The organism is Stenotrophomonas sp. YJH_SMC_131, from assembly GCF_059367975.1.
Map to the genome: position 1 here is coordinate 177628 of NZ_JCAFRJ010000007.1, position 24925 is coordinate 202552.

Consider the following 24925-nt stretch of genomic DNA (forward strand, 5'->3'; position numbering starts at 1 on the left):
CGCATGACCCAGGTGTTCCGCGAAGCCGTTTCCCTCGAGCAGCTCAATACGCTCAGCCGCAACACCGCGATCGCGTCGCTGGGCATCGTCTTCAGCGCGGCCGGTGACGACTGGCTGCAGGCCACCATGCCGGTGGACGAGCGCACCCGCCAGCCCTACGGCATCCTGCATGGCGGCGCGTCGGTGGTGCTGGCCGAGACCCTGGGCAGCAGCGCCGGCAACCTGTGTGTGGATACGGCCAAGCAGATCTGCGTGGGGCTGGAAATCAACGCCAACCACGTGCGTGCGGTGCGTTCGGGCACGGTCACCGGCACCGCCCGCGCGCTGCACGTGGGCCGCAGCACCCAGCTGTGGGAGATCCGCATCGAGGACGAGCAGGGCCGGCTGGTGTGCATCTCGCGGCTGACCCTGGCGGTGGTGGCGGCCGGCCACGGCTGAGCCCCGGACGGGCGGTGACGGCAGCGGAACCCAGCGTTCCCTGCCGATTGCCCCGGTCGATGGGTGTTATGGCCTAAATCGGCTGGCAGCGATGACGGCCCTCCGGTATCGTGCGCGGATGACTTCCCCCACTCCGGCCCCCCGCGGCGGCGTGGCGCGTGTGTGCCGTTACCTGTACCGCGTACCGCTGCTGTTGGTCCACATCATCGTGTTCCTGCCGCTCATCCTGATCGGCATGCTTCGGCCGTGGGGCGAACTGCGCGTGGGCGAGGCGACCCTGGGGGCCAAAGTGGTCAACTGGTGGCAGGGGGGGCTGATGTGGATCTTCGGCTTCCGCCTGGTGCAGATCGGCAGGCCGCTGCCCGGCGCCGTGCTGTTCGTCGCCAACCACGTCAGCTGGGTCGACATCTGCATCCTGCACAGCCAGCGCATGATGGGCTTCGTCGCCAAGCGCGAGATCGCCAGCTGGCCGCTGGTCGGGTGGCTGGCCGCGCGCGGGCAGACCATCTTCCACCAGCGCGGCAACACCGAATCGCTCGGTGGCGTGATGCAGGTGATGGCCGATCGCCTGCGCGAAGGCAAGGCAGTGGGCGTGTTCCCCGAAGGGCGTACCCGCGGTGGCCACGAAGTGGGCCCGTTCCATGCCCGCATCTTCCAGGCGGCGGTTGAGACCGGCGTGCCGGTGCAGCCGGTGGCTCTGGTGTACGGGCTCAAGGGCGACGCGCAGACCATTGTCGCGTTCGGCCCCGGCGAGAGTTTCTTCGCCAATTTCCTGCGCCTGCTCGGTGAGCCGGCGCGGCGTGCGGAAGTGCATTTCCTGGCACCGATCGGTGCGCAGGACCTGGAAGGCCGTCGGCGCATCGCGGAGACGTCGCGCGCGCGCATCGTGGCGGCCATGAGCACGCAGTGAGGGTGCGGTGGCCCTGATCCCGCCACCCGTCCTGGACGCCGGCACGCCGACGCTGCACGCGGCTGACTACCAGCCACCGCGCTGGCTGCGCAATCCGCACCTGCAGTCGATGCTCAGCTCCAGCCGCATGCGCCTGCAGCGCGGCCTGCTGCTGCTGGCCGCGACCGGCGCGATCAGCGAAGAACTGATCCTCGACGGCGGCGACGGCGTGCGCCTGCAGGGCTGGCACAGCCATGTCGAAGGCCGCGAACCCAAGGGCATGGCCCTGCTGCTGCATGGCTGGGAAGGCAGTGCCGAATCCAGCTACATGCGCATGGCGGCCGCGCGCATGCTCGAACAGGGCTTCGACGTGGTGCGGCTGAATTTCCGCGACCACGGCAATACCCATCACCTCAACCCCGGCATCTTCCACTCCAACCTGATCGACGAAGTGGTGCATGCCGCAGGCGATATCGCCCAGCGCTGGCCGCAGCTGCCGCTGGTGGCCGCCGGCTACTCGCTGGGCGGCAACTTCGTGCTGCGCCTGGCCCTGCGTGCGCCGGCGGCCGGCGTGCCGCTGCTGCGCGTCGCCTCGGTATGCCCGGTGCTGGACCCGGCGCTGACCATGGAGAGCATCGAGAACGGCCCGGCAATGTACGACTGGTACTTCCGGCGCAAGTGGGCCGGTTCGTTGCGGCGCAAGCGCGACCTGTTCCCCGAACTGAGCGACTGCGACGACCGCGTGCTGAAGCTGGACATCCGCGCGTTGACCGCCTGGCTGGTCGAGCGCCACACCAGTTTCGGCTCGTTGCAGGCCTATTTCGACGGCTACTCGATTGCCGGCGATCGCCTGTCCTCGCTGCAGGTGCCGGCCGACATCCTGATGGCACAGGACGACCCGGTGATCCCGTACGCGACCTTCAGCGACTGGCAGCTGCCGCGCAACGCGCACCTGGAAACCGCCTGCTGGGGCGGCCACTGTGGCTTCCTGGAAAACTGGCGCGGTGACGGCTTCTCCGAGCGCTGGGTGGCGCAGCGCCTGCAGCGCGTGCTGCAAGGCTGAACCGGCACGGGCGCGCAGGCCGCTACAATGCGGGTTTGCCCTTGAACCGGACCGCCATGCAAGACCAGATCATCCAAGCGTTGCGCCAGAACGAGGCCGACCAGGCCGTGCAGCTGGCCCAGGCGTGGACCCGTGATGAACCCGGCCAGGCCGAGGCCCACCGCTGGCTGGCGCTTGCGCTGCAGCAGCAGGGCAAGGCCGAGGACGCGATGGAGGCCCTGCAGCAGGCGCTGCAGCTGGCCCCGGACAATGCCCAGCTGCACCTGCAGCACGCCGGCCTGCTGCTGGCCCTGCGCCAGTTCGACGGCGCTGGCGAAGCACTGACGCGCACCACCGGGCTGGACCCGAACGCCTTCGCTGCCTACCTGATGCAGGCCCACCTGGCGATCGGCCGCAACGATTTCGATGAAGCGCAGCGCCTGTCCACCCTGGCCTCGCGTGTCGAACCGGACCACCCGGAACTGCTGACCATCGACGGCATGATCGCGCTGCGCCGCGATGATGCCGATCGCGCGCTGACGCTGCTGTCGGCCGCCAACCAGGCCCAGCCCAACGACATTCGCGTGCTCTACGCACTGGGCTTCGCCTACCTGGGCAAGAACATGCTGGCCTTCGCCGAGCAGGCGTTCCGCCGCGTGCTGGAACTGAACCCGACCATCGCCTCGCTGCATGGCCTGGTGGTGCAGCTGGCCATGCGCCAGGGCAACCTGGACGCTGCCGCCGAAGCGATGCAGATTGCGCTGCAGCAGCAGGGCCTGGATACGCCATCGATGCGCCGCCTGGCCGGCGAACTGGCACTGCGCAGCGGCCAGCCGCTGCAGGCGCTGGAGCACCTGCTGCCGTTGCTGGAATCGCTGCCTGACGACCGCGACGTACTGCAGTTGCTGCTGATGTCCTGGCAGCGCCTGGGCCGCGAAGACGAGGCCCGCGCACGCCTGGATGCCGCCCTGGAGCAGCACCCGCAGCTGCACGACCTGTGGCTGGCACGCCTGGCGGTGGAAGAGGTCGGCAGTGCCACCGCCGCCGCCACGGTCGAGCGCTGGATGGACGCGATGCCGGGCCACCTGCCGGCGCTGGAAGCGCGCCTGCGCCTGCACGACATGGTGGGCGAACACGCCCAGGCCGAAGCGATCGCCGAGCGCATCGTCAACCTCGAACCGGGCCGCGTCAGCGGCGAAACCCGCCTGGTCGAAGGCCTGCTGCAGCGCGATCCGGCCGCCGCGGTCGCCCGCGTGCAGGCGCTGATCGACATGGCACCGGAAGGCCACCGCGCCGACCTGCGCACCTGGCTGGGTGAGATCCAGGATCGCGCCGGGCAGCACGAAGACGCGCTGCAGACCTGGCTGGCACTGCAGGCCGACCAGGCACCGCAGCGCCTGCCGCTGCCGCCGCAGGCCAAGGCGCCGCCGAGCTGGCCGGACAAGGGCGAGATCGACGGTGATGCCACTTCCGCGCCGATCTTCCTGTGGGGCGCGCCGGGTTCGGGCGTGGAGCGCGTGGCGACCGGCCTGGCCGCCGCCAGCCCGGTGCTGCGCAGCGACCGCTATACCTCCAACGCACCCGACGACGCGTTCCAGAACTACCACACGCTGCAGGACCTTGCCTCGGGCGTGCTGACCCCGGAGCGGCTGGTGCAGCGCTGGCGCGAACAGCTGCCGTCGCGCGGCGTGCAGGACGACGCGATCATCGACTGGCTGCTGTGGTGGGACAACGCGCTGCTGTGGGCGCTGCGCCCGCAGCTGCCGCAGGGCCGCCTGCTGGTGGTGCTGCGCGATCCGCGCGACATGCTGCTGGACTGGGTGGCCTACGGTGCCGCCGCACCGCTGGCAATGACCTCGCTGGCCGAAGCCAGCGAATGGCTGGCGCGCGCGCTGGCCCAGGTCGCCGCCCTGCACGAGGACGATCTGTACCCGCAGGTGCTGCTGCGCATCGACCAGATCGGCAACGATCCGCAGGCGATGGCCGAACTGCTGGGCCGCCTGTTCGAGCGGCCGATGCCGCCAGCCGCGCAACTGGGTGCGCCGCGCTTCCCGCCGGGCCACTGGCGCAACTACCGCGACGTGATGAGCGCCGCCTTCGCCAAGCTCACCCCGATCGCGGTGCGCCTGGGTTACCCGGAAGAGTGAGGACACGCCGATGCAACTGAGCAGCCACAGCCTGACCAACGGTGCTCCGATCGACCGCGAATTCGCCGCCGGCGATGCCGCGGGCTTCGCACCGGACCGCAATCCGCACCTGGCCTGGAGCGATGTGCCGGAGGGCACCCGTTCGTTCCTGCTGGTGTGTGTCGATCCGGACGTGCCGACCGTGCCGGAGACGGTCGGCCGCACCGACATGAGCGTGCCGCGCGACCAGCCGCGCTGTGATTTCGTGCATTGGGTAATGGCCGACATTCCGGCCTCGGTGCGCGAGATCGCCGCAGGCAGCTGCAGCGACGGCTTCGTGGTGAAGGGCAAGTCCAAACCGGCCGGCCCGGCCGGCAGCCGCCAGGGCCTGAACGACTTCACCGGCTGGTTCGCAGGCAATCCGGACATGGCCGGTGACTACCTGGGCTATGACGGCCCGTACCCGCCGTTCAACGACGAACGCCTGCACCACTACTTCTTCCGCGTGTTCGCGCTGGACGTGGCATCGCTGCAGCTGCCGGCACGCTTCACCGCCGCCGACGCCTACCGCGCCATGCACGGCCACGTGCTCGCCGAAGCGGCACTGCACGGCACCTACACGTTGAACCCGGCGCTGGGCTGAGAGCCCTTGTAGGGCCGGGGCATGCCCGGTTTTGCTTTCTGCAGAGTCGAGCCATGCTCGACTTTGCCTTGTAGGGCCGAGCCCATGCTCGGCTGCTTCTGCTACGCAATGGACCTGCAGTAAACAGCAAACCCTGCCAGGAACGCATCCGCTTCGGCGCGATGCACTTCCGACTGAAGCACCTCGAAGATCTCCTCCGGTTCCAGGCCCAGCACCGGTACACGCAGGAACAGTGTTGTACTGAACGCGGCACTGACCGTGGACAGCACCGCGCGAAGTGCCTGCAGCATGTCCTCGCCACGATGGGACGCATGCACTAACGCAATGGGCCGACCGACGATCTGGTCGCCGGATACGAGCCAGTCGATCGCATTCTTCAATCCGCCGGGAATGCCACGCACGTATTCAGGGCTGCACACCAGCACACCGTCGCTGCGGGCGATGGCCGCCTTGAAGCGCGTCACGCTGCAGGGTTCATCGGTGCCTTCCAGATCGGGGGAGAACACCGGAAGTTCGCCGACCCCGGCGTAGACCTCGATCTCCATGCCGGGCGGCGCGATGGTTTTCAGGGCCACCAGCAGAGCGGTGTTGGTCGACTGCCGGCGCGCGCTGCCGGATATGGCGAGAATCTTCATCGTGGCAAGGCTGGCACGTGGGGCTGCGTCGACGCTACAGAACGTAGAAGGGCGACCTCGTGGCCGCCCTTCTGTTTATTTACTTCTTCTCGATGGCCGACTCGACCACCATGTCCAGCACGTACGCCTGCGACGGCGCATCGGCCGGCGGGTTCTTCACTTCGTAGCGCTTCACGCGCACCACGTTGCGCACGCCGTCTTCGTGGGTGTAGCCCTCGATGGTGCCGTAGAAGTTCTCGAACTTGCCCGGCTCACCCTGCTTCAGGCCCTTGTCGTCGAACTTCACTTCGCGCACCTGCAGGCACTGGTAGTCCGGGATCAGCGGGTGCGAGCACTTCTGCGTCTTGGCGGCCACTTCCAGGAACACGGTTTCGCCGGCGCCGCCGTAGCGGGTTTCAGCGGTCGGCTCCGGGTTGAACACCAGCACGTCGCCCTTGGCGTTGGTCAGCGTCAGCTTGCCATCGGCATCCTGCTCGGCCTTCAGCTCGCCCTGCAGGCGGCTCGACACGGCTTCGTCCAGCGCCATCAGCGCCTTGTCGGTGCAGGCCATCATGGTCGAGGCCATCGCGCTGACCGTCAGCTTGCCGTCGGCCAGGGTGTAGCCGCCGCCCATGCGGTTGCAGGTGTTGCTGACCGACAGTCGGCCATCTGCGAAGTCCAGGGTGACCGGCTTGTCTTCGCGGGCGAACAGCGCGTCGATGCGCTTGCCGTCGGCGCCGGTGGCCTGCTGCAGCAGCCAGTGCTGGCTCTGCAGGCGCTGCGCATCCAGGTGCGCCAGCGTCTGCTGGTCTGCTGCCTTGGCCGCGGCCGGGGCCACGTCGTCGCCGCCGGTGCCGGCCGGGGCCGGGGTCTGGCTGCAGGCGGCCATCAGGGCCAGCGGGAGGAGCAGGGTGAGCTTGCGGTTCATGGTGATTCTCCTTGGGGAACCGTGGGGGAAACGGGGTGGGGCCGGCAACGGGGTTACCGTACCCCGGCGCTGTTCAGCTGCCGGAGGGCAACCACAGCAGCAGCGCCGCGCCCAGTGCGATGCGGTAGATCGCGAAGGCGGTGAACCTGTGCGACTTGATGTAGCCCATCAGCCACTTCACTACGACGAAGCCGGTGATGGCCGCGGCAAGGAAGGCCACGCCCACGTCGGCCCAGTCCTCGCTGCCCAGCTGCCCGGCCTTGGCCATTTCCAGGAAGGTGTAGGCGCTGGCGGCGAACATGGTGGGAATGCCGACCAGGAACACGAACTCGGCGGCGGCGGCGCGGCGGCTCAGGCCCAGCAGCATGGCCAGGAAGATCGCCGAGGCCGAGCGCGAGGTGCCGGGGAACACGCCGGCCACGACCTGTGCCAGGCCCACGCCGATCGCCACCGTCCAGGTCACCTGGTCGCGGTCGGGCAGGCGCGCGGTGTAGGCCTCCACCAGCAGCATCCAGACACCACCGATGATCAATGCCCAGGCCACCGGGCTGACCGTCTCCGGCAGCGACCAGCCGGCCTTGCGCACCACCAGGCCGACCACGGCGGTGACCAGGAAGGCGGCGCCCAGCTTGAACACGTACTCACGGTTCCCGCGCTGGTTGAAGCCGGTGGCCAGCTGCAGCAGGCGCTGGCGGAACACCAGCACCACGGCCACGATCGCGCCGGCCTGGATGACGATGTTGAAGAAGTCCGAGCGGGCACCCAGCCAGTGCTGGGCGATGAGCAGGTGGCCGGTGCTGGAGATCGGCAGGAATTCGGTCAAGCCTTCGAGGATGCCCAGCAGCAGGGCGGAGAGCAGGTCGGACATGGACGGTGCGTGACGCGCGGCGGAAGGAAGAAGGTCGAGAGGATAGACGATCCCTGCCGCACCAAACGGGTGCGTCTGGTGGCGGGTGCACCCGTTTGGTGCGCACCGTTCTGCACCGCCACGGAGCGCCCTTTTTGAAATCAATGACTTGCGGCCAGGGAAAAGTTGGCACGGTCGTTGCTCTACCTCAGCAGGCATTCATCCCCATCCGAGGTCGTACCGATGTCCGTGGAAAACGTTGAGAAGCTGATCAAGGACAACCAGATCGAGTTCGTCGATCTGCGTTTCGTGGATATGCGTGGCGTCGAGCAGCACGTCACCTTCCCGGTCAGCATTGTCGAACCGTCGCTGTTCGAAGAAGGCAAGATGTTCGACGGCAGCTCGATCGCCGGCTGGAAGGGCATCAACGAATCGGACATGGTCCTGCTGCCCGACACCACCAGCGCCTACGTCGACCCGTTCTACGCAGATCCGACCATCGTGATCAGCTGCGACATCCTCGATCCGGCCACCATGCAGCCGTACGGCCGCTGCCCGCGCGGCATCGCCAAGCGCGCCGAGGCCTACCTGAAGTCCTCCGGCATCGCCGAAACCGCGTTCTTCGGCCCGGAGCCGGAGTTCTTCATCTTCGACTCGGTCCGTTTCGCCAATGAAATGGGCAACACCTTCTTCAAGGTCGATTCCGAAGAAGCCGCCTGGAACAGCGGCGCCAAGTACGACGGCGCCAACAGCGGCTACCGTCCGGGCGTGAAGGGCGGCTACTTCCCCGTGCCGCCGACCGACACCCTGCACGACCTGCGCGCCGAGATGTGCAAGACCCTGGAACAGGTCGGTATCGAAGTGGAAGTGCAGCACCACGAAGTGGCCACCGCCGGCCAGTGCGAGATCGGCACCAAGTTCAGCACCCTGGTGCAGAAGGCCGATGAACTGCTGCGCATGAAGTACGTGATCAAGAACGTCGCGCACCGCAACGGCAAGACCGTCACCTTCATGCCCAAGCCGATCGTGGGCGACAACGGCAGCGGCATGCACGTGCACCAGTCGCTGTCCAAGGGCGGCACCAACCTGTTCTCCGGTGACGGCTACGGTGGCCTGAGCCAGCTGGCGCTGTGGTACATCGGCGGCATCTTCAAGCACGCCAAGGCCATCAATGCCTTCGCCAACTCGGGCACCAACAGCTACAAGCGCCTGGTGCCGGGCTTCGAGGCGCCGGTGATGCTGGCCTACTCGGCCCGCAACCGTTCGGCCTCGTGCCGCATTCCGTGGGTGTCCAACCCGAAGGCGCGCCGCATCGAAATGCGCTTCCCGGACCCGATCCAGTCCGGCTACCTGACCTTCACCGCACTGATGATGGCCGGCCTGGACGGCATCAAGAACCAGATCGACCCGGGTGCACCGAGCGACAAGGACCTGTACGACCTGCCGCCGGAGGAAGAGAAGCTGATCCCGCAGGTCTGCTCCTCGCTGGACCAGGCGCTGGAAGCGCTGGACAAGGACCGCGAGTTCCTGAAGGCCGGCGGCGTGATGAGCGATGACTTCATCGACGGCTACATCGCGCTGAAGATGCAGGAAGTGACCAAGTTCCGCGCGGCCACCCACCCGCTGGAATACCAGCTGTACTACGCCAGCTGACCGGATGCGATGGCGGTGGGTTCCCCCTCCCACCCGCCGCCATCGCTTCCGTTTTCGCGGCTGGGGAGCCGCGGTCAGATCGGGGTCGGATCCCATTCGTTTACGAATGGGCGCTGATCCCTATCCAGGGGCAAGAGAGAGACCGGATACGCGACCAGGGCCGCCCTCCCTCCCGCGTCGGTCGTGCAAGGAGAGAGGCACGGCCGTCCCGGCCCTGTACGTGTCCGGTGCAACAGCCACGGTCATCATCCTGATGACCCGTGGTTGCCTGATGCCAACGCGCGCTGGCGCGCTGGCCCCATCCACCCTCGGGACATGCGCATGAAACTGATCTCCGCCATCATCCGACCGTTCAAGCTCGACGAGGTCCGCGAGGCCCTGTCCGATGCAGGCGTGTCGGGCATCACCGTGACCGAAGTGAAAGGTTTCGGTCGCCAGAAGGGCCACACCGAGCTGTATCGCGGCGCCGAGTACGTCGTCGATTTCCTGCCCAAGATCAAGATCGAAACGGTGGTCACCGACGAGCGTGCCGACGCGGTGATCGAAGCGATCCAGTCGTCGGCAGGCACCGGCAAGATCGGTGACGGCAAGATTTTCGTCACCGCCGTCGAACAGGTCATCCGCATCCGCACCGGCGAAATCGGTGCCGACGCGCTGTAACCCCCTTCCGGAGATTCCCCCCATGAAGATGCGCCTTCTCACCGGGTGGCAAGCCCGGTTCCATCTGGTGTGCCTGTTGATGCTGCTCAGCGCACTGGCCGCCGGTGCCTGGCCGGGCAGCGCCCATGCCCAGGCCCAGGTATCGCCGTTGCCGAGCGAAAGCGTGGCGGTCGAGCCGCTGCACGATGCGGCCGCCACCGCCGCGGCGCCGGCCGTGGCCGAAGCGGCCGCCGCCTATGATCGTGGCGACGTCGCCTGGATGCTCACCTCGACCCTGCTGGTGCTGTTGATGGTGGTACCGGGCCTGGCCCTGTTCTACGGCGGCCTGGTGCGTTCGAAGAATGTGCTGTCGGTGCTCAGCCAGATCCTGGTGGTGTTCTCGCTGGTGCTGCTGCTGTGGGTGGCCTATGGCTACAGCGCGGTGTTCAGCGCCGGCAATCCGTTCTTCGGCTCGTTCACCGAATTCGCCTTCCTCAAGGGCTTCACCCCGGAGTCGGTGGGCAACACGCCGATCAAGGGCCTGCCGGACTATCTGTTCGTCGCGTTCCAGTCGACCTTTGCCGGCATCACCACCGCGCTGATCGTCGGTGCCTTCGCCGAGCGCATCAAGTTCCGCGCGGTGCTGCTGTTCTCGGCGCTGTGGTTCACCCTCAGCTACATCCCGATGGCACATATCGTCTGGGGTGGCGGCTACCTGGGTGAGCTGGGTGCCATCGACTTCGCCGGCGGTACCGTGGTGCACATCAACGCGGGCGTCGCCGGCCTGGTCGGCGCGTGGTTCGTCGGCAAGCGCCTGGGCTATGGCCAGACCGCGCTGAAGCCGCACAATGTGCCGTTTACCTACATCGGCGCGATGCTGCTGTGGGTGGGCTGGTTCGGCTTCAACGCCGGCTCGGCAGCAGCGGCCGACACCGTGGCCTCGCTGGCCTTCCTCAACACCGTGCTGGCCACGGCTGCCGCCGTGCTTGGCTGGACGCTGGTGGAGGCGATCGGCAAGGGCAAGCCGTCGGCGCTGGGCGCTGCGTCGGGTGCGGTGGCCGGTCTGGTCGGCATCACCCCGGCCTGTGGCACCGTCGGGCCGCTTGGCGCGATCGTGATCGGTTTTGTCGCTGGCGTGGTCTGCGTGTGGGGCGTGACCGGCCTGAAGCGCCTGCTGAAGGTGGACGACACCGCCGACGTGTTCGGTGTGCATGGTGTCGGCGGCATCGTCGGCGCGATCCTCACCGGCGTGTTCAGTGCGCAGTCGCTGGGCGGCACAAAGGCCGATCTGGATATCGCCCATCAGGTCTGGGTGCAGGTGGTCAGCGTCGGCCTGACCGTGGTGTGGTCGGCGGTGATGACCGCGGTCATCCTGCTGGTGGTCAAGGTCGTGGTCGGCCTGCGCGTGACCGAAGAAGCAGAGCGCACCGGCCTGGATGTGACTTCGCACGGCGAGTCCGCCTACGAGGCCTGACGTGGCGGCGCACTGACGTGGTGGGTGCCGACCGTTGGTCGGCACTTCCACTGTCCTTGTTCTGGTAGGTGCCAAGCTTGCTTGGCACGGGGTCTGGGTCTGCTCTGGTGGGTGCCGACCGTTGGTCGGCACAGCGGGTAGCCCATCCACGCATGGCGTGGCTCTACCGTTCCTGCTCCAATGGCTGTCTGCAGGTGGGCGTGTACACGCCTCCAACGACCTCGATGGACTACAGAACGGAGTAGGCGTGATCCAGGCGACTTCCGCAGCAGTGATGGAAGACATCGAATGGTATGTCTACCTGCTGACCCTGGACGACTACAGTCCGCATGCGCTGGTGCGTAGTTTGGCCGGCGCAGGAGATCGAGAACACTGGAGCTTCGCTGTGGAGCTCACCTATCGCTGCCTTTCCTCCGGTCTGTGGCGACTCTCCTACGGCCTGCCTCCGGAGCTGGGGCTTTCCAGCATCGATCGTCGATCCGAGCACCAGCAGTCTGATCAACATCACGGTGCCTGGAGCACATGCATTGGATCCGGGCTTTGTGATCCGACAGGTGCTTCCGGATGGATTCGGTGGACTCTCAGTCTCAACCAGAGGCTGGGGTACGGGTTCGCGTCCAATGTTCAACTCGAATTGGTGGGCCAAGTGTGGAGCTCCAATACGCGCGATACTGGTGGCGAAGTTGGCAAGTTGCGGTGGCCTTGGAGTACTTTTCCCTCAAGGCAGAAATGCATGAGCTACCGGGGCTCTGATGGAAAGATGGTGGAGATCTGCCAGTGAGTGAGCGTGAGTTGGAGGCAAAGATTGTGTCTGTGATTGCCAGCTCCGTGCTTGGAGCGGCTCTATTCATAGGCATTCCGCTGAGTTCTCGGATAGGCAGCTTTTCGCAGGCTGCAATTTTCACATCGCTGGTTTGCGCCATAGCCGCTGTGTTGGGCCTCATCTTCGGTGTGCCCGGGGTTATGCTTGTGGACAAGTTTCTTCCGCGGTTCAAAGCTCGTTATGTTGTAGCTGCACCAATCTGTGCCTTGTTGGCGTGGCTCGCGTTCGAGGGTGCCTTCTCTCCTGGCGCTTGGATAAAGGTCTGGACCAGTCCTTCCTTTTGGTTTGGGTGGGCTCCCAGGCGCGCTGGCATCATGCTTTTCATCGGGTTGGCCGTGGGTGCCTTCTACATGTTGATCTGGCCGCGGATTGGACGAATGATGAAGGTCAACACGGCCTTGTGACTGAGGGCGATGGAATCGGGTGCCTGTGCGCAGCAAGGTGGCGGCGGCAAATAGCCAGGCATACAGCGGCGCGGGGAAGTAGGGGGCATCGATGAGTACAACCGTGCACTGAACGCAGTGACGACGGCGCTGGTGGGCGGTGTGGCGGGACAGGGCGCTGGTCAGGCCGCGTCCAATGCACTGGCGCCCTATGCCGCTCACTTCATCGGCAGCACGCTTGACCCGAACCAAGGCAGCGACCCCAATGCGACTCTGCAACTGCTGTCGCATGCGGTGTTGGGTGCGCTGCTGGCGGAAGCCGATGGTGGCAGTGCGGGAACCGGAGCCGTGTCCGCGGCCGGCGGCGAGTTGGCCGCGAAGGTACTGACTAATACATTGACCGGCGGAGACCCCTCCAAGCTGAGCCCGGAGCAGAAAGAGATGGTGCTGGCGTTGTCGCAGGCAGTTGGCGCACTGGCGGGCGGGCTGTCGGAGCAAAAGAAGGTCACGAAATGAGTGCTAGTGATGTGAAAGATGCTGGAAGAATTTCCGTTCAGGCTGCATATGTATTGATGTGCGTGTTCCTTCAGAAGTATATGGAGAGGGGGGAGGGGCAGGACACTCTTGTTGACCTGTTATCTTCGGGAGGGTCATTTCTATGGGCGAATGGCTTGCCCAACGATCCGGCAATGTGGGATGACTGGTGTGATGCATTTGCAGAGGTTGTCACCGTGGGGAGTGCTCTTAATTCTGAATTTTGTAGCGCACAAATTAATTCGTCGGGCGAGTACTTGGCGTTGCTGGATGCGTTCTCGGTAATGATGGTATTCCTTGAGTCGATTTTTGATCGATCTGGTGAGGATCTTCCGCTGTTCGAAGTTGTTGTTCGCCTTATGTCGCCTCTAGGTGATTCCGGTTGTCTTGATGATTCCTCTGTCTGGGCTGAGTGGGTGAAGTCGGTTAGGAAGGTGAGGGCATAGGGTTCTGGGCGGTTGCTTGTTCAATGGAAGTTGGGGTTAACGGCCGCCTCGATGAAGTTGCTCGGCTTGACGGTGTTGCCAGTCTGTATGTCACCGGTCGAAGCAGTGGTGACGCGCCAAGGTAGATTTCTTCGCAATGCGGGCGCGGAGGGATTGACCAAATCGGCCACTGGCGGGATCTGAGGGGCCGTTGATGAATCATTTTGTTTAAGTTGTTATGACGGTTGTTCCCTGGGTTCACGTGTCCACGGTGTTGGAATCGATTCGGCGGCATGGCTGGGTCCGTTTCGAGGATTGAAGGTAGGTGATGAGGAACTTGGGCGTTTGGCTATTCAAATTGGAGTTTGAGATTTGGGCATGAGGTGGGGGCGTTATTGAGTTTTTTGCATGACAGCTCCCCAGTTCTCCAGCGATCCGGACGAAGCGAAGAACCACGGCTGCAGTCATGGTTACAATTCGTCCATGATCAGCCCCCGCCTTCTGGCTTCCACACTGCTGGCCCTGGCCCTTTCGGCCTGCACCGCCACCGCGCCTGTGCAGTACAACCCGCTCGCCACCTGGGTCCCATCACCCAACCAGAACGCGCGCACCCCGGTCATCATCGTCATCCACCACACCGAGCAGAAATCGGTGCAGCAGAGCCTGCATACGTTGCGCACGGCCAACAGCGGTGGGCCGGTCAGTGCGCACTACCTGATCGGCGCCGATGGCCATCGTTACCAGCTGGTGGCTGATGAGCGCCGTGCCTGGCACGCCGGCGCCGGGCGCTGGGGCACCATCACCGATCTCAATTCGGCTTCGATCGGTATCGAGCTCGACAACGATGGCCGCAGCCCGTTCAGTGCGGCACAGATCGAATCGCTGATCGTGCTGCTGCGCGATCTCACCACGCGCCTGAACATCCCGCCGCGCCAGGTGATCGGCCATGCCGACCTGGCGCCGACGCGCAAGCAGGATCCGAGCCGCTTCTTCCCATGGCAGCAGTTGGCCGAGGCCGGCTTCGGCGTGTGGCCGCGCGCGGCCGACGGCGCGGCACCGGAAGGATTCGACGCGTGGAATGCGCTGGCCCGCTTCGGCTATCCGCTCGACAACCGCGACGCCACCGTCGCTGCGTTCCACCGCCGCTTCCGTGGCCGCGACGACCTGCCGAAGACGCTGGATGCCGAGGACGCCCGCATCCTGCACTCGCTGCTGCTGCAGACGCCGTGACTCCGCGCATGAACGCTTGGCCCCGCGCTGGGTTGCCGCCCAGCGGCCGGCCCGCCACCATGGCGGCATGATCGATTCCGCCACCTTCTTCAAGCGCAAGCACTGGACCCTGCTGGCAGCGGCCGTGCTCGCCGGTTGCGCCACCACCGCTCCCCGCACGGGCTCCGAAGCGCCCACGCCGACCTCGCCGCCGGCGGCCACCTACGCCAAGGTCGGCTGGAAAGCCCTGCCAGCGGTCTCGGACAGCGATCTGCAGGCCGGCTTCGTGGCTTGGCGCAGCAGCTGCGCCCGCCTGAAAAACGACGCTGTCTGGGCCAAGCCCTGCGCCACCGCCGCAGCGGTGTCAGACAAGAACCCGGCCGCGATCCGCCAGTTCCTGCAGCGCGACCTCGATGCCTATGCGCTGCGTGCCGGTGGCCATCAGGCCGACGGATTGATCACCGGCTACTACGAGCCGATCTACCCCGGCAGCCTGACCCGCACCGACAAGGCGACGGTGCCGGTCTACGGCACGCCGGATGATCTGGTGGTGGTGCAGCTGGACAGCCTCTACCCGGAACTGAAGGGCAAGCGCCTGCGCGGGCGCGTCGAAGGCAAGGTGCTCAAGCCCTATGACGACGCCGGTACCATCGCGGCCAAGGGCGCCAAGGCGCCGGTGCTGGCCTGGCTGACCGATCCGATGGACCTGCAGCTGCTGCAGATCCAGGGGTCCGGCCGCGTGCGCCTGGCCGATGGCAAGCAGGTACGGCTGGCCTATGCGGAACAGAACGGCCACCCCTACCGCGCCATCGGTCGCTGGCTGGTGGACCAGGGCCAGCTGAAGAAGGAAGACGTCACCATGGATGCGATCCGCGCCTGGGCCCGGGCCAATCCCGCGCGCGTGCCGGAACTGCTGCGCAGCAACCCCAGCTATGTGTTCTTCGTGCGCAATCCGGACAGCCCGGAAGGCCCGCGTGGTTCACTGAACGTGCCGCTCACCGCGGGCTACAGCGTGGCGGTAGACCGTACCGTGGTGCCGCTGGGCAGCCTGCTGTGGCTGTCGACCACGCGCCCCGATGGCACGCCCGTGGTACGCCCGGTGGCTGCGCAGGACACCGGCGGCGCCATCGCCGGCGAGGTGCGCGCGGACCTGTACTGGGGCAGTGGCGATGCCGCCGGCAAGCTGGCCGGCGACATGAAGCAGAAGGGCAACATCTGGATGCTGTGGCCGAAGGGCGTGCCCCTGCCGAACTGAACCAGCAGGGGGCGGATCCCTTTCCAAAGGAAAGGGCTCTGGCCCCGGATGCCTGATAATGGCGCCATTCCGAACTTTCCGGCCGCGCCTGCGGCCAGGACCCCTGCAATGACCTACGCAAAGCACAACGCAAAACCCGGCGCGAAATCCGCCGCAAAGAAGTACTACAAGCACTGGGCCGAATCGGGCCTGGGCAAGGGCAACGTGCTGATGGAAGCGCGCGGCGACAAGATCGTGCGGCAGGTGGAAATCTACGGCACCAAGATGGTCTGGGCCGACGAGCACGCCCACAGCGATGACCGTTTCCTGCTGGCCGACCAGCCGGTGTCGTTCCTGGATTTCGACGAGGACGACGAAATCTCCGCGCGTGAATTCGAAGCCGCCTGGAAGAAGGCACGGGAAGCCACCGGCTACCCGGTGTAATCCTCCCGGCTCCCGCCCTTGTAGCGCCGAGCCTTGCTCGACGCTGCAAAAGCGGGCATGTGAAATGTTATATAATTACATTTCACCGTAACCGCCCCTTCCCATGAAGACTCCCACCCTTGTGGCCGCCCTGGCGGCCGCGCCGTTCGCCCCTGAAGCTTTCGCACAGGCCGCCGATGCCGCGCTCACCCTCGGCAAGGTGCAGGTGCACCAGCACGGCGAAGGCCAGCTCAGTGCGCACCAGGTGCTGACCTCGGTGGACGTGCTGGGTGCAGACCAGATCGAAAACAGCAACGTTTCGCACAGCTGGGAACTGCTCGGGCAGATGCCCGGCATCCAGCTCACCGAAACCCGGCAGGGTGCCGAATCGGGCAAGGTCAGCTTCCGCGCCTTCAACGGCGAGGGCTACCTCAATGCCATCAAGACCCTCATCGACGGCATCCCCAGCAACGTCAACAGCGGCAACCAGCGCTTCATCGACATGCTGTTCCCGCTGGACATCAGCTACATCGAAGTAGTGCGTGGTACCAACGATCCGCGCTATGGCCTGCACAACATCGGCGGCAACGTGAACTTCGGTACGCGCCAGGGCGGCAGCTACACCGATGCGCGCCTGGCCTACGGCAGCTACAACACCCGTGATGCGCAGCTGGCGATTGGCCGCGAAGCCAATGGCTTCGCGCAGAACTACTTTGTCGGCACCCAGGCCAGCGATGGTTATCGCGACCACGACACCTCCAGGAAGTACTCGCTGGGCGGCAAGTGGTTCTTCGGCACGCTGGACGAAGGGCTGCGCGTGGGCCTGACCGCGCGCGCCTACCACCATGAGGCCGACGAACCGGGCTTCATGACCGCCGAGGAACTGCGCACGCACCGCCGTGGCAGCGAGCTGCGCAACGGCAACGACGGCGATGACCGCGACATGCGCCAGATCGCCGCGCACGTCGACCTGAAGCTGTCCGACGCACTCACCTTCGGCACGCGGCTCTACTACAACCGCTATGAAGACGACCGCCGCGTGACCTTCAGCGACCTGCCCACCGGCAACCTGCCGCGCCAGCGCCGCGTGTGGGATGAACGCCAGACTGGCCTGCTCAGCACGCTGACCTGGCAGGCCAGCTCCACGCTTACTGTCGAGGGCGGCCTGAACTACGAGCAGCAGGACAACGGCTATATCCGCGAGCGCTATGCCTACGCCGAACCGACCGATTACAGCCAGCCGCCGGCGCGCGTGCAGAACGACGACCGCCACAGCTTCGACAACTGGGGCGCCTACGTGCAGGCGATCTACCAGCCCGCCGAGGCGTGGAAGATCGTGCCGGCCTATCGTATCGATCGCTTCAGTGGCAGCACGCACCTGATGAACGGCATCACCGCCCGGCTGCAGGATTACGGCAGCATCGGCCAGCCCAAGCTGAGCATCATCCACAGCCTGGGCCAGACCACCCACGTCTACGCCAACTGGGGCCGCACCTTCCAGGTGCTGACCGGGTCCACCGCACCGGCCTACCTCACCCCGGGGCAGGCGCCGATGCAGCCGTCCACCAATACGGGCATGGAGCTGGGCCTGAAGTTCCAGCCGTTCCAGGGCGCCCAGGCGCGCCTGGCGGTGTGGCAGCAGGACGCGGAAAACGAGGTATCCAACATGCCTGCCACCGGCACCACGGTCACCCTGGGCAAGACCCGCCGGCGCGGCGTGGATGCGCAGTTGAGCCTGCAGCTGGGCGATGACTGGACGGTATGGGCGTCGCACGCCTACCAGGAAGCGAAGATCACCCGCGACGACCGCGATGCCGGCATCTCCCTGCACGGCCGCGAAGTGGCCGCCACCCCGCGCCACATCAGCAATCTGGGTGTGGACTACCGCGCCAGCGACGCGCTGCGCCTCGGCCTGCAGGCACGCGCGCAGGGCGACTACTACCTTGAGGAGCGCAACGTGGCCGGCAAGTTCGGTGGCTTCGCCGTGCTCGACCTCAGTGCTGCCTATCAGCTCACCCCGCGTTTCAGCGTGGACCTGCAACTGAAGAACGTCACCGGCCGCCAGTACGCCTACGCCTGGTACGACAGCTTCTTCTGGGACAGCGCCCGCCCGATGTTCTCGCCGGCGCCGGGCCGCAGCGTATTCGTCGGCCTCAACATGAAGCTGTAGCCGGCCACGCATCTGGCAATGGTCGAGCGTGCTCGACCTGCAGCAGGGGTCAGATCCCTTTCCGCCAGGAAAGGGCTCTGACCCCGAACCCCGCGTTTTGCACTACATTGGTGCAATGTCCGACCCCGCACCCCCGCCGTCCCTTGATGCCCTGGGCACGCCGCTGGCCTGGGCCGGGGCCGATGGCTGCATTGCCGGCTGCAATCCGGCCTTCGCCCGCTGGCTGGGCGTCAGCGTCCGGCGCCTGCTGGGTCGGCCATTGGCCGCACTGGAAGTGCAGGGCGAGGCACTTGCCCATTTCCTGGCCCGCGATGAGCGCGACAGCCTGCGCCTGAACCGGCTGGCGCTGGCGGTGCCCGGCGAGGCGCCGCGCTTCGCCGAGGGCTGGATGAGCCGCCGCGACGATGGTGGCTGGCTGCTGGAGGCGCATCCGGTCGATGAATTCCCCGGGCTGGACCCAACCCAGGCGCTGCCCAGTGCGCTCAGCGCGGCGCTGAAGGGCCTGGCCCACGAGCTGCGCAACCCGCTGGCCGGGCTGAAGGGCGCGGCCCAGCTGCTGGCCCGCCGCGCGGCGCAGCGCGACGCCAGCGAACGTGAGCTGATCGAACTGATCGGCTCGGAGATCGAGCGCCTCAACGGCCTTCTCGACCAGCTGCTGTCGCCGGCCCCGGCCGCGCCGCATGCGGAACTGAACATCCATGCCGCGCTGGAACGTGTGCTGCGCCTGGCCGAGAACGAGGCCGGCTGGGCGGTACGCCTGCAGCGCGACTACGACCCCAGCATTCCCGAATTCCACGGCGACGCCGACCGCCTCACCCAGGCGGTGTGGAACCTGGTGCGCAACGCGATCCAGGCCGGTGCCGGCAGCATCACCCTGCGCACCCGCGTGGAGCATGGGGTGCGCATCGCCGAGCAGTTGCACACGTTGGCCTTGCGCCTGGAAATCGCCGACGACGGCCGTGGCGTGCCCGAGGAGCTGGCCGAACACCTGTTCCTGCCGCTGGTCAGTGGCCGTGCCGAAGGCACCGGGCTGGGCCTGGCACTGGCCCAGCAGGTCGCGCGCGAGCATCGCGGCACGCTCACCTACCGCTCGCGTCCGGGCCATACCGTGTTCACCCTGCTGTTGCCGATCGGCAACGGCGCCGCTCCTGCCGAGGAGGCCCCGCGCGATGTCTGAGTCCCCCACCACCGCACAGCGCATCTGGGTGGTCGACGACGATCGTGCGGTGCGCTTCGTACTGTGCACCGCGCTGCGCGAGGCGGGGTACCAGGTCGTTGATTTCGACAGTGCCGCTCCCGCCCTGCAGGCGTTGAGCGCGGGCCCGCCACCGGCGCTGCTGTTCACCGATGTGCGCATGCCCGGCGACGATGGCCTGGTACTGCTGGACAAGCTCAAGGCCGCGTTGCCGCAGCTGCCGGTGGTGGTGATGTCGGCCTATACCGATGTCGCCAGCACCGCCGGTGCGTTCCGCGGGGGCGCGCATGAATTCCTGTCCAAGCCGTTCGACCTGGACGATGCCGTGGCGCTGGCGCAGCGTGTGCTGCCGGCCGTGGCGCCCGCGCTGGCCGCCCCCAGCCCCGCCGCCGAAACGCCCGGCGACCAGCCGCCGCAACTGGTGGGCGATACCCCCCCGATGCGTGCGCTGTTCCGCGCCATCGGTCGCCTGGCGCAGGCACCGCTGGCGGTGCTGATCACCGGCGAGACCGGCACCGGCAAGGAGCTGGTGGCCAATGCGCTGCACCGCGAATCGCCGCGTGCGCAGGGCCCGTTCGTCGCGCTCAATACCGCCGCGATCCCGGCCGAACTGCTGGAGAGCGAGCTGTTCGGCCACGAAGCTGGCGCCTTCACCGGTGCGCAGCGCCGTCATGTCGGCCGCTTCGAGCAGGCCAACGGCGGCACGCTGTTCCTGGATGAGATCGGCGACATGCCGTTGCCGCTGCAGACCCGCCTGCTGCGTGTGCTGGCGCAGGGTGAGTTCTTCCGCGTCGGTGGCCGCGAGCTGATCCGCGTCGATGTGCGCGTGGTGGCCGCCACCCACCAGGATCTGGAAGGCCTGGTCGCGCAGGGCAAGTTCCGCGCCGATCTGCTGCATCGCCTGGACGTGGTGCGCCTGCAGTTGCCGCCGCTGCGCGAGCGCCGCGAGGACATCGCGCAACTGGCCAGCACGTTCCTGGCCGCCGCCGCACGCAGGCTGGATACGCCGCCGAAGCGCCTCACCGCCGCGGCTCTGCAGGCGCTGCGCGAACACGACTGGCCGGGCAACGTGCGCGAACTGGAGAACGTGTGCTGGCGGATGGCCGCGCTGGCCGCCGCCGACACCATCGGCGTGGCCGATGTCGATACCGCGCTGAACCGCGCGCGCGGCCGCCGCAACAGCGCCAGCGCAGCCGATCCGGGCCAATGGGAAGCGCTGCTGGCCGAATGGGCGCGCCGTCAGCTGGCCGAAGGCGTGGAAGGGCTGCACGCGCAGGTGCGCGAGCGGGTCGACCATGCCCTGCTGGAGGCTGCGCTGCAGATCACCCACGGTCGCCGCGCCGAAGCCGCTGCCCGCCTCGGCCTCGGCCGCAATACCCTTACCCGCAAGCTGGGCGCCGGGCGCCGCCGCGGGGGCCATTGAACGGTCCCTGCACGCGATCCTCGCGCCCGCTTGCCGAACCGTTGATCGTTCATGGACGATGCAATGCTTAGTGTCACCTGCAAGGAGTCTTCGATGCGTCTGTCCTTTGCCATCCTGCCGTTGTCCGCCGCCGTGCTGCTGTCTGCCTGTGGCAGCGCGCCGAAGAAGACCGAGCCCACCCCGCCGCCGCCCACCGTGGTCAGCGCAGCGAAGCAGGGCGAGGCCAATCTGTCGCCGGCCTCGGCCAGCATCGTCAGTGGCCGCATCGCACTGATGGTGGAGCCCGGCGGTATCCACATCACCGGCCTGATCGGTGGCCTGCAGCCGTTGCAGCAGGCCGGTTTCCACATCCACGAGCGTGGCGACTGCAGCGCGGTGGATGGCAGCAGCGCCGGCAACCACTTCAATCCCGGTGGCGCCGCGCATGGCCGCGCCGGCACCGGCAAGCACCACCTGGGCGACATGGACAACCTGCGTGCCGATGCCCAGGGCCGCGCCAACGTCGATATCCACCTCAAGGGCGTTACCCTTGGCGGAGGCGCCGCCACCGATATCGCCGGACGTGCACTGGTCGTGCATGCCAACGCCGACGACTATCGCAGCCAGCCCGCCGGCAATGCCGGCGTCCGCATCGCCTGTGGCGTGATCCGGGTCGTCCGCTGATCACTGCAGGCAACATCCAGGGAGAGATTCCAATGCGTCTGATCCACACTTCGCTGTTTGCGGCCATCGCCGCGCTGGGCCTGGCGGCCTGTAACCAGCAGCCCGCCGCGCCGCAGACTGAGACTCCGCCGGCCGCGCCGGCTGACGGCGCCACCACCGAACCGGCCGCAACGCCAGCCCCGGCGGCTGCACCGGCTGCCGATGCCTCGGCCACCGCCGAACTGGCACCGACCCAGGGCAACGAGACCAAGGGCAGCGTCACCTTCAAGGTGGTTGATGGCAAGGTCCACGTGACCGGCCAGATCACTGGCCTGAAGCCGGGCAGCGAGCACGGCTTCCACATCCACGAGAAGGGCGACTGCAGCGCGCCGGACGGCATGAGCGCCGGCGGCCACTTCAACCCGGGCAAGCAGGATCACGGCAACGTCGCCACCGATCCGCACCACGGCGGCGACATGCCCAACATCAAGGCCGACGACAAGGGAGTGGCCACCATCGACGGCCCGGTGTCGAGCAATGTCAACATCGGCAAGGGTGATGACTTCGACATCATCGGCCGCGGCCTGATCGTCCACGCCGATGCGGACGACTACAAGACCCAGCCGACCGGCAACGCCGGCGCACGCCTGGCGTGTGCGGTGATCCAGAACGCCCCGTAAGAATCAAGGAACGCCGGCGCAAGCCGGCGTTCTTCATTATCGGTAGTGCCGGCCGCTAGCCGGCAATCGCAGATCCGGACGTTGCCGGCCAGCGGCCGGCACTACCCGTCTTCAGCGCGCCAGCAGCTCGCGCGCGTCCTGCCCGGCCTCGCAGTGCACGAACAGCACCGGCACGCCGTGCGCTTCCAGCACCGCGGCCATCTGCCGCTGGCGCATCAGGAACTGCTCGTAGATGCCCTGCAGGCGGTCGCAATCGTTCTTGCTGTGGTTGTAGTACGCGCACCAACCGGCCGGATCGAACAGCGCCATGCGTGCCTCGCCATGGGTATAGCGCAGCAGCGGCTCGGGCGCGGCATTGAGCCACTCGTCTTCGCCCGGCGCCATGATCGCGGTCTCGATCAGCGGCCACAGCGCCGCCAAGCCCTGGTTGTCGTACTGCATCGACATCATCGCGGCCAGGTCGTTCGCGGTGAAATAGCGCGCGTGTTCGATGCGGGCACCGAAGCTGTTCTGTGCCATCAACGCGGTGTCGGCATGCGCCATGCCGTTGGCCAGCAGTGTTTCTTCCAGCGCATTGGCCACCGCGTTGGTGGTGGCCACGTCGCTGCCGGTCAGCAGGAACGGCACCACGCGCAGGCCGCCCCCCACCAGGGTCGCATCGGCCTGGAACGGCAGCGGCACATCGCCTGCGGCATCGGTGCCGAAGGCCAGCAGGCGCGGGCCCTGGTTGCGGCCCGGGGCACGCATCTGCAGTTCTTCCAGGCGGCGATGGATCGGCCAGCCCGGGCGCAGTACTTCGGCCGGGTCGAAATGGGCGGCCGCGAACACCAGGTCCAGCTCGGCCACCTGCGGCACCAGCTTGGAAAGGTCACGGCCGACGCGTTCGGCCAGTTCACCGGCCTGTTCAGCGCTGAGCACCGCCTGGCGGGGGATTTCGCCGCCGGCCAGTTCCAGGGCCAGCACGCCAAGGGCATTCATCGCGGGGTCGGGTTTGCTCATGGTTCCACGGTTGGCCCATCACAGGGCGGCAGCTACACTTGGCTCCATTATGCCTGCTCCGCCGTGCAGGCCATGTTGCAGACACCCTCATCCATGCCAGGTATCTCCATGCCCAACGCTCGTCCCGTCGCCATCCTCGGTGGCGTCCGCATTCCGTTCTGCCGCCAGAACACCGCGTATTCGGATGTCGGCAACCTCGGCATGTCGGTCCGTACGCTGGGCGCGCTGGTCGAACGGTTCGGCCTGCACGGCCAGCAACTGGGTGAAGTGGCGATGGGTGCGGTGATCAAGCACTCCAGCGACTGGAACCTGGGCCGTGAAGCCACGCTGTCCTCCGGCCTGTCGCCGCTGACCCCGGGCATCACCCTGCAGCGCGCCTGCGGCACCTCGCTGGACAGCATCATCACTGTCGCCAACAAGATCGCGCTGGGCCAGATCGAATCGGGCATCGGCGGCGGTTCGGACACCACCTCCGACGTGCCGATCGTCTACGGCAAGAAGCTGCGCGCGCGCCTGCTGGCCGCCAACCGCGCCAAGAGCACTGGCGACAAGATCCGCGCGCTCACTTCCGGCTTCAAGTTCTCCGAGCTCAAGCCCGAGTTCCCGGGCGTGGCCGAGCCGCGCACCGGCAAGAGCATGGGCGACCACTGCGAGGACATGGCCAAGGAATGGAACATCTCGCGCGACTCGCAGGATGAGTGGGCGGTGTCCTCGCACAAGAAGCTGGCCGCCGCCTATGAGCGTGGCTTCTTCAACGACCTGATCGCACCGTTCCGTGGCGTCGAGCGTGACAACATCCTGCGCCCGGATACCTCGCTGGAAAAGCTGGCCACGCTGAAGCCGGCGTTCGACAAGGTTTCCGGCCGTGGCACGCTGACCGCCGCCAATTCCACCCCGCTGACCGACGGTGCCGCTGCGGTACTGCTGGCCAGCGAAGAGTGGGCGCGCGCGCACGGCCATGAGCCGCAGGCCTACCTGCGCGACGCGCATGTCTCTGCGGTGGACTTCGTGCATGGCGAAGGCCTGCTTATGGCGCCGACCATCGCGGTGCCGGAGATGCTCAAGCGTAATGGCCTGACCCTGCAGGACTTCGACATCTACGAGATCCACGAAGCCTTCGCCGCGCAGGTGCTGTGCACCCTGCGTGCGTGGGAGAGCGAGGATTACTGCCGCAACCGCCTGGGGCTGGACGCACCGCTGGGCCGCATCGACCCGGACAAGATCAACCTGCTGGGTTCGTCGCTGGCCACCGGTCATCCGTTCGCCGCCACCGGCGCCCGCGTCATCGCCACCGCCGCCAAGCAGCTGGCCGAACGCGGCGGTGGTCGCGCGCTGGTGTCGATCTGCACCGCCGGCGGCATGGGCGTGGTGGCGATCGTCGAACGCTGATCGCTGCGACCGCGCGCCAACCAAGGTTGGCGACTACCAAAAATGCGTGCTGGATCTGCTGTGGTAGATGCCGACCTTGGTCGGCCGTGAAACGGCATCGCTC

General features: G+C 66.8%; 24 protein-coding genes. 20 read left to right on the forward strand and 4 right to left on the reverse strand.

The window, feature by feature from the left end:
- Positions 1 to 3 precede the first annotated feature (3 nt).
- The 5 genes from AC5P56_RS15750 to AC5P56_RS15770 all read left to right on the forward strand — a co-directional run bounded on the left by AC5P56_RS15750 (position 4) and on the right by AC5P56_RS15770 (position 5138).
- Complete coding sequence (locus AC5P56_RS15750; protein WP_014035502.1) at positions 4 to 438, forward strand: hotdog fold thioesterase; 435 nt, start codon at positions 4 to 6, stop codon at positions 436 to 438.
- 118 nt (positions 439 to 556) lie between these two features.
- Positions 557 to 1348, forward strand: a complete 792-nt coding sequence (locus AC5P56_RS15755; protein ID WP_032961622.1) for a lysophospholipid acyltransferase family protein — start codon at positions 557 to 559, stop codon at positions 1346 to 1348.
- Between the two features lie 52 nt (positions 1349 to 1400).
- Positions 1401 to 2390 (forward strand): YheT family hydrolase, encoded by a 990-nt coding sequence (locus AC5P56_RS15760; RefSeq protein ID WP_046427777.1) that lies wholly within the window; start codon positions 1401 to 1403, stop codon positions 2388 to 2390.
- Between the two features lie 56 nt (positions 2391 to 2446).
- Positions 2447 to 4516, forward strand: coding sequence for a tetratricopeptide repeat protein (locus AC5P56_RS15765; protein WP_032961627.1), 2070 nt, complete (start codon positions 2447 to 2449; stop codon positions 4514 to 4516).
- Positions 4517 to 4526: 10 nt separating this feature from the next.
- Positions 4527 to 5138, forward strand: a complete 612-nt coding sequence (locus AC5P56_RS15770; protein ID WP_032961630.1) for a YbhB/YbcL family Raf kinase inhibitor-like protein — start codon at positions 4527 to 4529, stop codon at positions 5136 to 5138.
- 101 nt (positions 5139 to 5239) lie between these two features.
- On the opposite strand, the gene AC5P56_RS15775 is transcribed toward AC5P56_RS15770, so the two are convergent.
- From AC5P56_RS15775 to AC5P56_RS15785, 3 genes are all read right to left on the reverse strand, one after another.
- Positions 5240 to 5773 (reverse strand): NADPH-dependent FMN reductase, encoded by a 534-nt coding sequence (locus AC5P56_RS15775; protein ID WP_046427768.1) that lies wholly within the window; start codon positions 5771 to 5773, stop codon positions 5240 to 5242.
- A 79-nt stretch (positions 5774 to 5852) separates the two neighbouring features.
- A complete protein-coding gene (locus tag AC5P56_RS15780) occupies positions 5853 to 6680 on the reverse strand; it encodes an META and DUF4377 domain-containing protein (RefSeq protein ID WP_049420290.1) in 828 nt (275 codons plus the stop codon).
- Between the two features lie 73 nt (positions 6681 to 6753).
- On the reverse strand, positions 6754 to 7548 hold the full coding sequence (locus AC5P56_RS15785) for an undecaprenyl-diphosphate phosphatase (RefSeq protein WP_012478726.1): 795 nt from the start codon (positions 7546 to 7548) through the stop codon (positions 6754 to 6756).
- Positions 7549 to 7770: 222 nt separating this feature from the next.
- Between AC5P56_RS15785 and glnA the strand changes: the two genes are divergently transcribed.
- From glnA to AC5P56_RS15855, 14 genes are all read left to right on the forward strand, one after another.
- Complete coding sequence (gene glnA / locus AC5P56_RS15790) at positions 7771 to 9180, forward strand: type I glutamate--ammonia ligase (RefSeq protein WP_014645491.1); 1410 nt, start codon at positions 7771 to 7773, stop codon at positions 9178 to 9180.
- 321 nt (positions 9181 to 9501) lie between these two features.
- Positions 9502 to 9840 (forward strand): P-II family nitrogen regulator, encoded by a 339-nt coding sequence (locus tag AC5P56_RS15795; protein WP_004134334.1) that lies wholly within the window; start codon positions 9502 to 9504, stop codon positions 9838 to 9840.
- Positions 9841 to 9862: 22 nt separating this feature from the next.
- Positions 9863 to 11293, forward strand: coding sequence for an ammonium transporter (gene amt, locus AC5P56_RS15800; RefSeq protein ID WP_014645492.1), 1431 nt, complete (start codon positions 9863 to 9865; stop codon positions 11291 to 11293).
- A gap of 247 nt (positions 11294 to 11540) precedes the next feature.
- Positions 11541 to 12074: a hypothetical protein gene (locus AC5P56_RS15805; protein ID WP_126411577.1), complete on the forward strand. Its 534-nt coding sequence runs from the start codon at positions 11541 to 11543 to the stop codon at positions 12072 to 12074.
- Positions 12075 to 12637: 563 nt separating this feature from the next.
- Positions 12638 to 13015, forward strand: coding sequence for a VENN motif pre-toxin domain-containing protein (locus AC5P56_RS15810; RefSeq protein ID WP_053495712.1), 378 nt, complete (start codon positions 12638 to 12640; stop codon positions 13013 to 13015).
- On the forward strand, positions 13012 to 13479 hold the full coding sequence (locus AC5P56_RS15815) for a hypothetical protein (protein ID WP_262093397.1): 468 nt from the start codon (positions 13012 to 13014) through the stop codon (positions 13477 to 13479). The genes AC5P56_RS15810 and AC5P56_RS15815 overlap by 4 nt, the downstream gene beginning before the upstream one ends.
- Before the next feature lie 462 nt (positions 13480 to 13941).
- Positions 13942 to 14688: an N-acetylmuramoyl-L-alanine amidase gene (locus AC5P56_RS15820; protein WP_262093395.1), complete on the forward strand. Its 747-nt coding sequence runs from the start codon at positions 13942 to 13944 to the stop codon at positions 14686 to 14688.
- 67 nt (positions 14689 to 14755) lie between these two features.
- A complete protein-coding gene (mltA, locus tag AC5P56_RS15825; RefSeq protein WP_032959393.1) occupies positions 14756 to 15922 on the forward strand; it encodes a murein transglycosylase A in 1167 nt (388 codons plus the stop codon).
- Positions 15923 to 16030: 108 nt separating this feature from the next.
- Complete coding sequence (locus AC5P56_RS15830) at positions 16031 to 16345, forward strand: hypothetical protein (protein ID WP_005411860.1); 315 nt, start codon at positions 16031 to 16033, stop codon at positions 16343 to 16345.
- 103 nt (positions 16346 to 16448) lie between these two features.
- Positions 16449 to 18494 carry a TonB-dependent receptor gene (locus AC5P56_RS15835; protein WP_262093394.1) on the forward strand — a complete coding sequence of 682 codons (2046 nt, stop codon included), beginning with the start codon at positions 16449 to 16451 and terminating at the stop codon, positions 18492 to 18494.
- Between the two features lie 115 nt (positions 18495 to 18609).
- The gene (locus AC5P56_RS15840; RefSeq protein WP_032959394.1) at positions 18610 to 19671 is read left to right on the forward strand and encodes a two-component system sensor histidine kinase NtrB; all 1062 of its coding nucleotides are present in this window, start codon (positions 18610 to 18612) and stop codon (positions 19669 to 19671) included.
- Complete coding sequence (gene ntrC, locus AC5P56_RS15845) at positions 19664 to 21112, forward strand: nitrogen regulation protein NR(I) (protein ID WP_014645497.1); 1449 nt, start codon at positions 19664 to 19666, stop codon at positions 21110 to 21112. Before AC5P56_RS15840 ends, ntrC begins: the two co-directional genes overlap by 8 nt.
- Positions 21113 to 21205: 93 nt before the next feature.
- Positions 21206 to 21775 carry a superoxide dismutase family protein gene (locus tag AC5P56_RS15850; protein ID WP_495231789.1) on the forward strand — a complete coding sequence of 190 codons (570 nt, stop codon included), beginning with the start codon at positions 21206 to 21208 and terminating at the stop codon, positions 21773 to 21775.
- 32 nt (positions 21776 to 21807) lie between these two features.
- Entirely contained in the window at positions 21808 to 22434 is a 627-nt protein-coding gene (locus AC5P56_RS15855; protein ID WP_495231790.1) for a superoxide dismutase family protein, read from the forward strand.
- 111 nt (positions 22435 to 22545) lie between these two features.
- On the opposite strand, the gene AC5P56_RS15860 is transcribed toward AC5P56_RS15855, so the two are convergent.
- A complete protein-coding gene (locus AC5P56_RS15860; protein ID WP_495231791.1) occupies positions 22546 to 23433 on the reverse strand; it encodes a hypothetical protein in 888 nt (295 codons plus the stop codon).
- 93 nt (positions 23434 to 23526) lie between these two features.
- On the opposite strand from AC5P56_RS15860, the gene AC5P56_RS15865 reads away from it, so the two are divergent.
- Positions 23527 to 24822, forward strand: a complete 1296-nt coding sequence (locus AC5P56_RS15865) for an acetyl-CoA C-acetyltransferase (RefSeq protein ID WP_111206060.1) — start codon at positions 23527 to 23529, stop codon at positions 24820 to 24822.
- Positions 24823 to 24925: the final 103 nt, after the last annotated feature.

Coding starts and splice junctions, on each gene's coding strand:
- AC5P56_RS15750 (WP_014035502.1), top strand. CDS start 4: ATGACCCAGGTGTTCCGCGAAGCCGTTTCCCTCGAGCAGCTCAATACG.
- AC5P56_RS15755 (WP_032961622.1), top strand. CDS start 557: ATGACTTCCCCCACTCCGGCCCCCCGCGGCGGCGTGGCGCGTGTGTGC.
- AC5P56_RS15765 (WP_032961627.1), top strand. CDS start 2,447: ATGCAAGACCAGATCATCCAAGCGTTGCGCCAGAACGAGGCCGACCAG.
- AC5P56_RS15770 (WP_032961630.1), top strand. CDS start 4,527: ATGCAACTGAGCAGCCACAGCCTGACCAACGGTGCTCCGATCGACCGC.
- AC5P56_RS15775 (WP_046427768.1), bottom strand. CDS start 5,773: ATGAAGATTCTCGCCATATCCGGCAGCGCGCGCCGGCAGTCGACCAAC.
- AC5P56_RS15780 (WP_049420290.1), bottom strand. CDS start 6,680: ATGAACCGCAAGCTCACCCTGCTCCTCCCGCTGGCCCTGATGGCCGCC.
- AC5P56_RS15785 (WP_012478726.1), bottom strand. CDS start 7,548: ATGTCCGACCTGCTCTCCGCCCTGCTGCTGGGCATCCTCGAAGGCTTG.
- glnA (WP_014645491.1), top strand. CDS start 7,771: ATGTCCGTGGAAAACGTTGAGAAGCTGATCAAGGACAACCAGATCGAG.
- AC5P56_RS15795 (WP_004134334.1), top strand. CDS start 9,502: ATGAAACTGATCTCCGCCATCATCCGACCGTTCAAGCTCGACGAGGTC.
- amt (WP_014645492.1), top strand. CDS start 9,863: ATGAAGATGCGCCTTCTCACCGGGTGGCAAGCCCGGTTCCATCTGGTG.
- AC5P56_RS15815 (WP_262093397.1), top strand. CDS start 13,012: ATGAGTGCTAGTGATGTGAAAGATGCTGGAAGAATTTCCGTTCAGGCT.
- AC5P56_RS15820 (WP_262093395.1), top strand. CDS start 13,942: ATGATCAGCCCCCGCCTTCTGGCTTCCACACTGCTGGCCCTGGCCCTT.
- mltA (WP_032959393.1), top strand. CDS start 14,756: ATGATCGATTCCGCCACCTTCTTCAAGCGCAAGCACTGGACCCTGCTG.
- AC5P56_RS15830 (WP_005411860.1), top strand. CDS start 16,031: ATGACCTACGCAAAGCACAACGCAAAACCCGGCGCGAAATCCGCCGCA.
- AC5P56_RS15835 (WP_262093394.1), top strand. CDS start 16,449: ATGAAGACTCCCACCCTTGTGGCCGCCCTGGCGGCCGCGCCGTTCGCC.
- AC5P56_RS15840 (WP_032959394.1), top strand. CDS start 18,610: ATGTCCGACCCCGCACCCCCGCCGTCCCTTGATGCCCTGGGCACGCCG.
- ntrC (WP_014645497.1), top strand. CDS start 19,664: ATGTCTGAGTCCCCCACCACCGCACAGCGCATCTGGGTGGTCGACGAC.
- AC5P56_RS15850 (WP_495231789.1), top strand. CDS start 21,206: ATGCGTCTGTCCTTTGCCATCCTGCCGTTGTCCGCCGCCGTGCTGCTG.
- AC5P56_RS15855 (WP_495231790.1), top strand. CDS start 21,808: ATGCGTCTGATCCACACTTCGCTGTTTGCGGCCATCGCCGCGCTGGGC.
- AC5P56_RS15860 (WP_495231791.1), bottom strand. CDS start 23,433: ATGAGCAAACCCGACCCCGCGATGAATGCCCTTGGCGTGCTGGCCCTG.
- AC5P56_RS15865 (WP_111206060.1), top strand. CDS start 23,527: ATGCCAGGTATCTCCATGCCCAACGCTCGTCCCGTCGCCATCCTCGGT.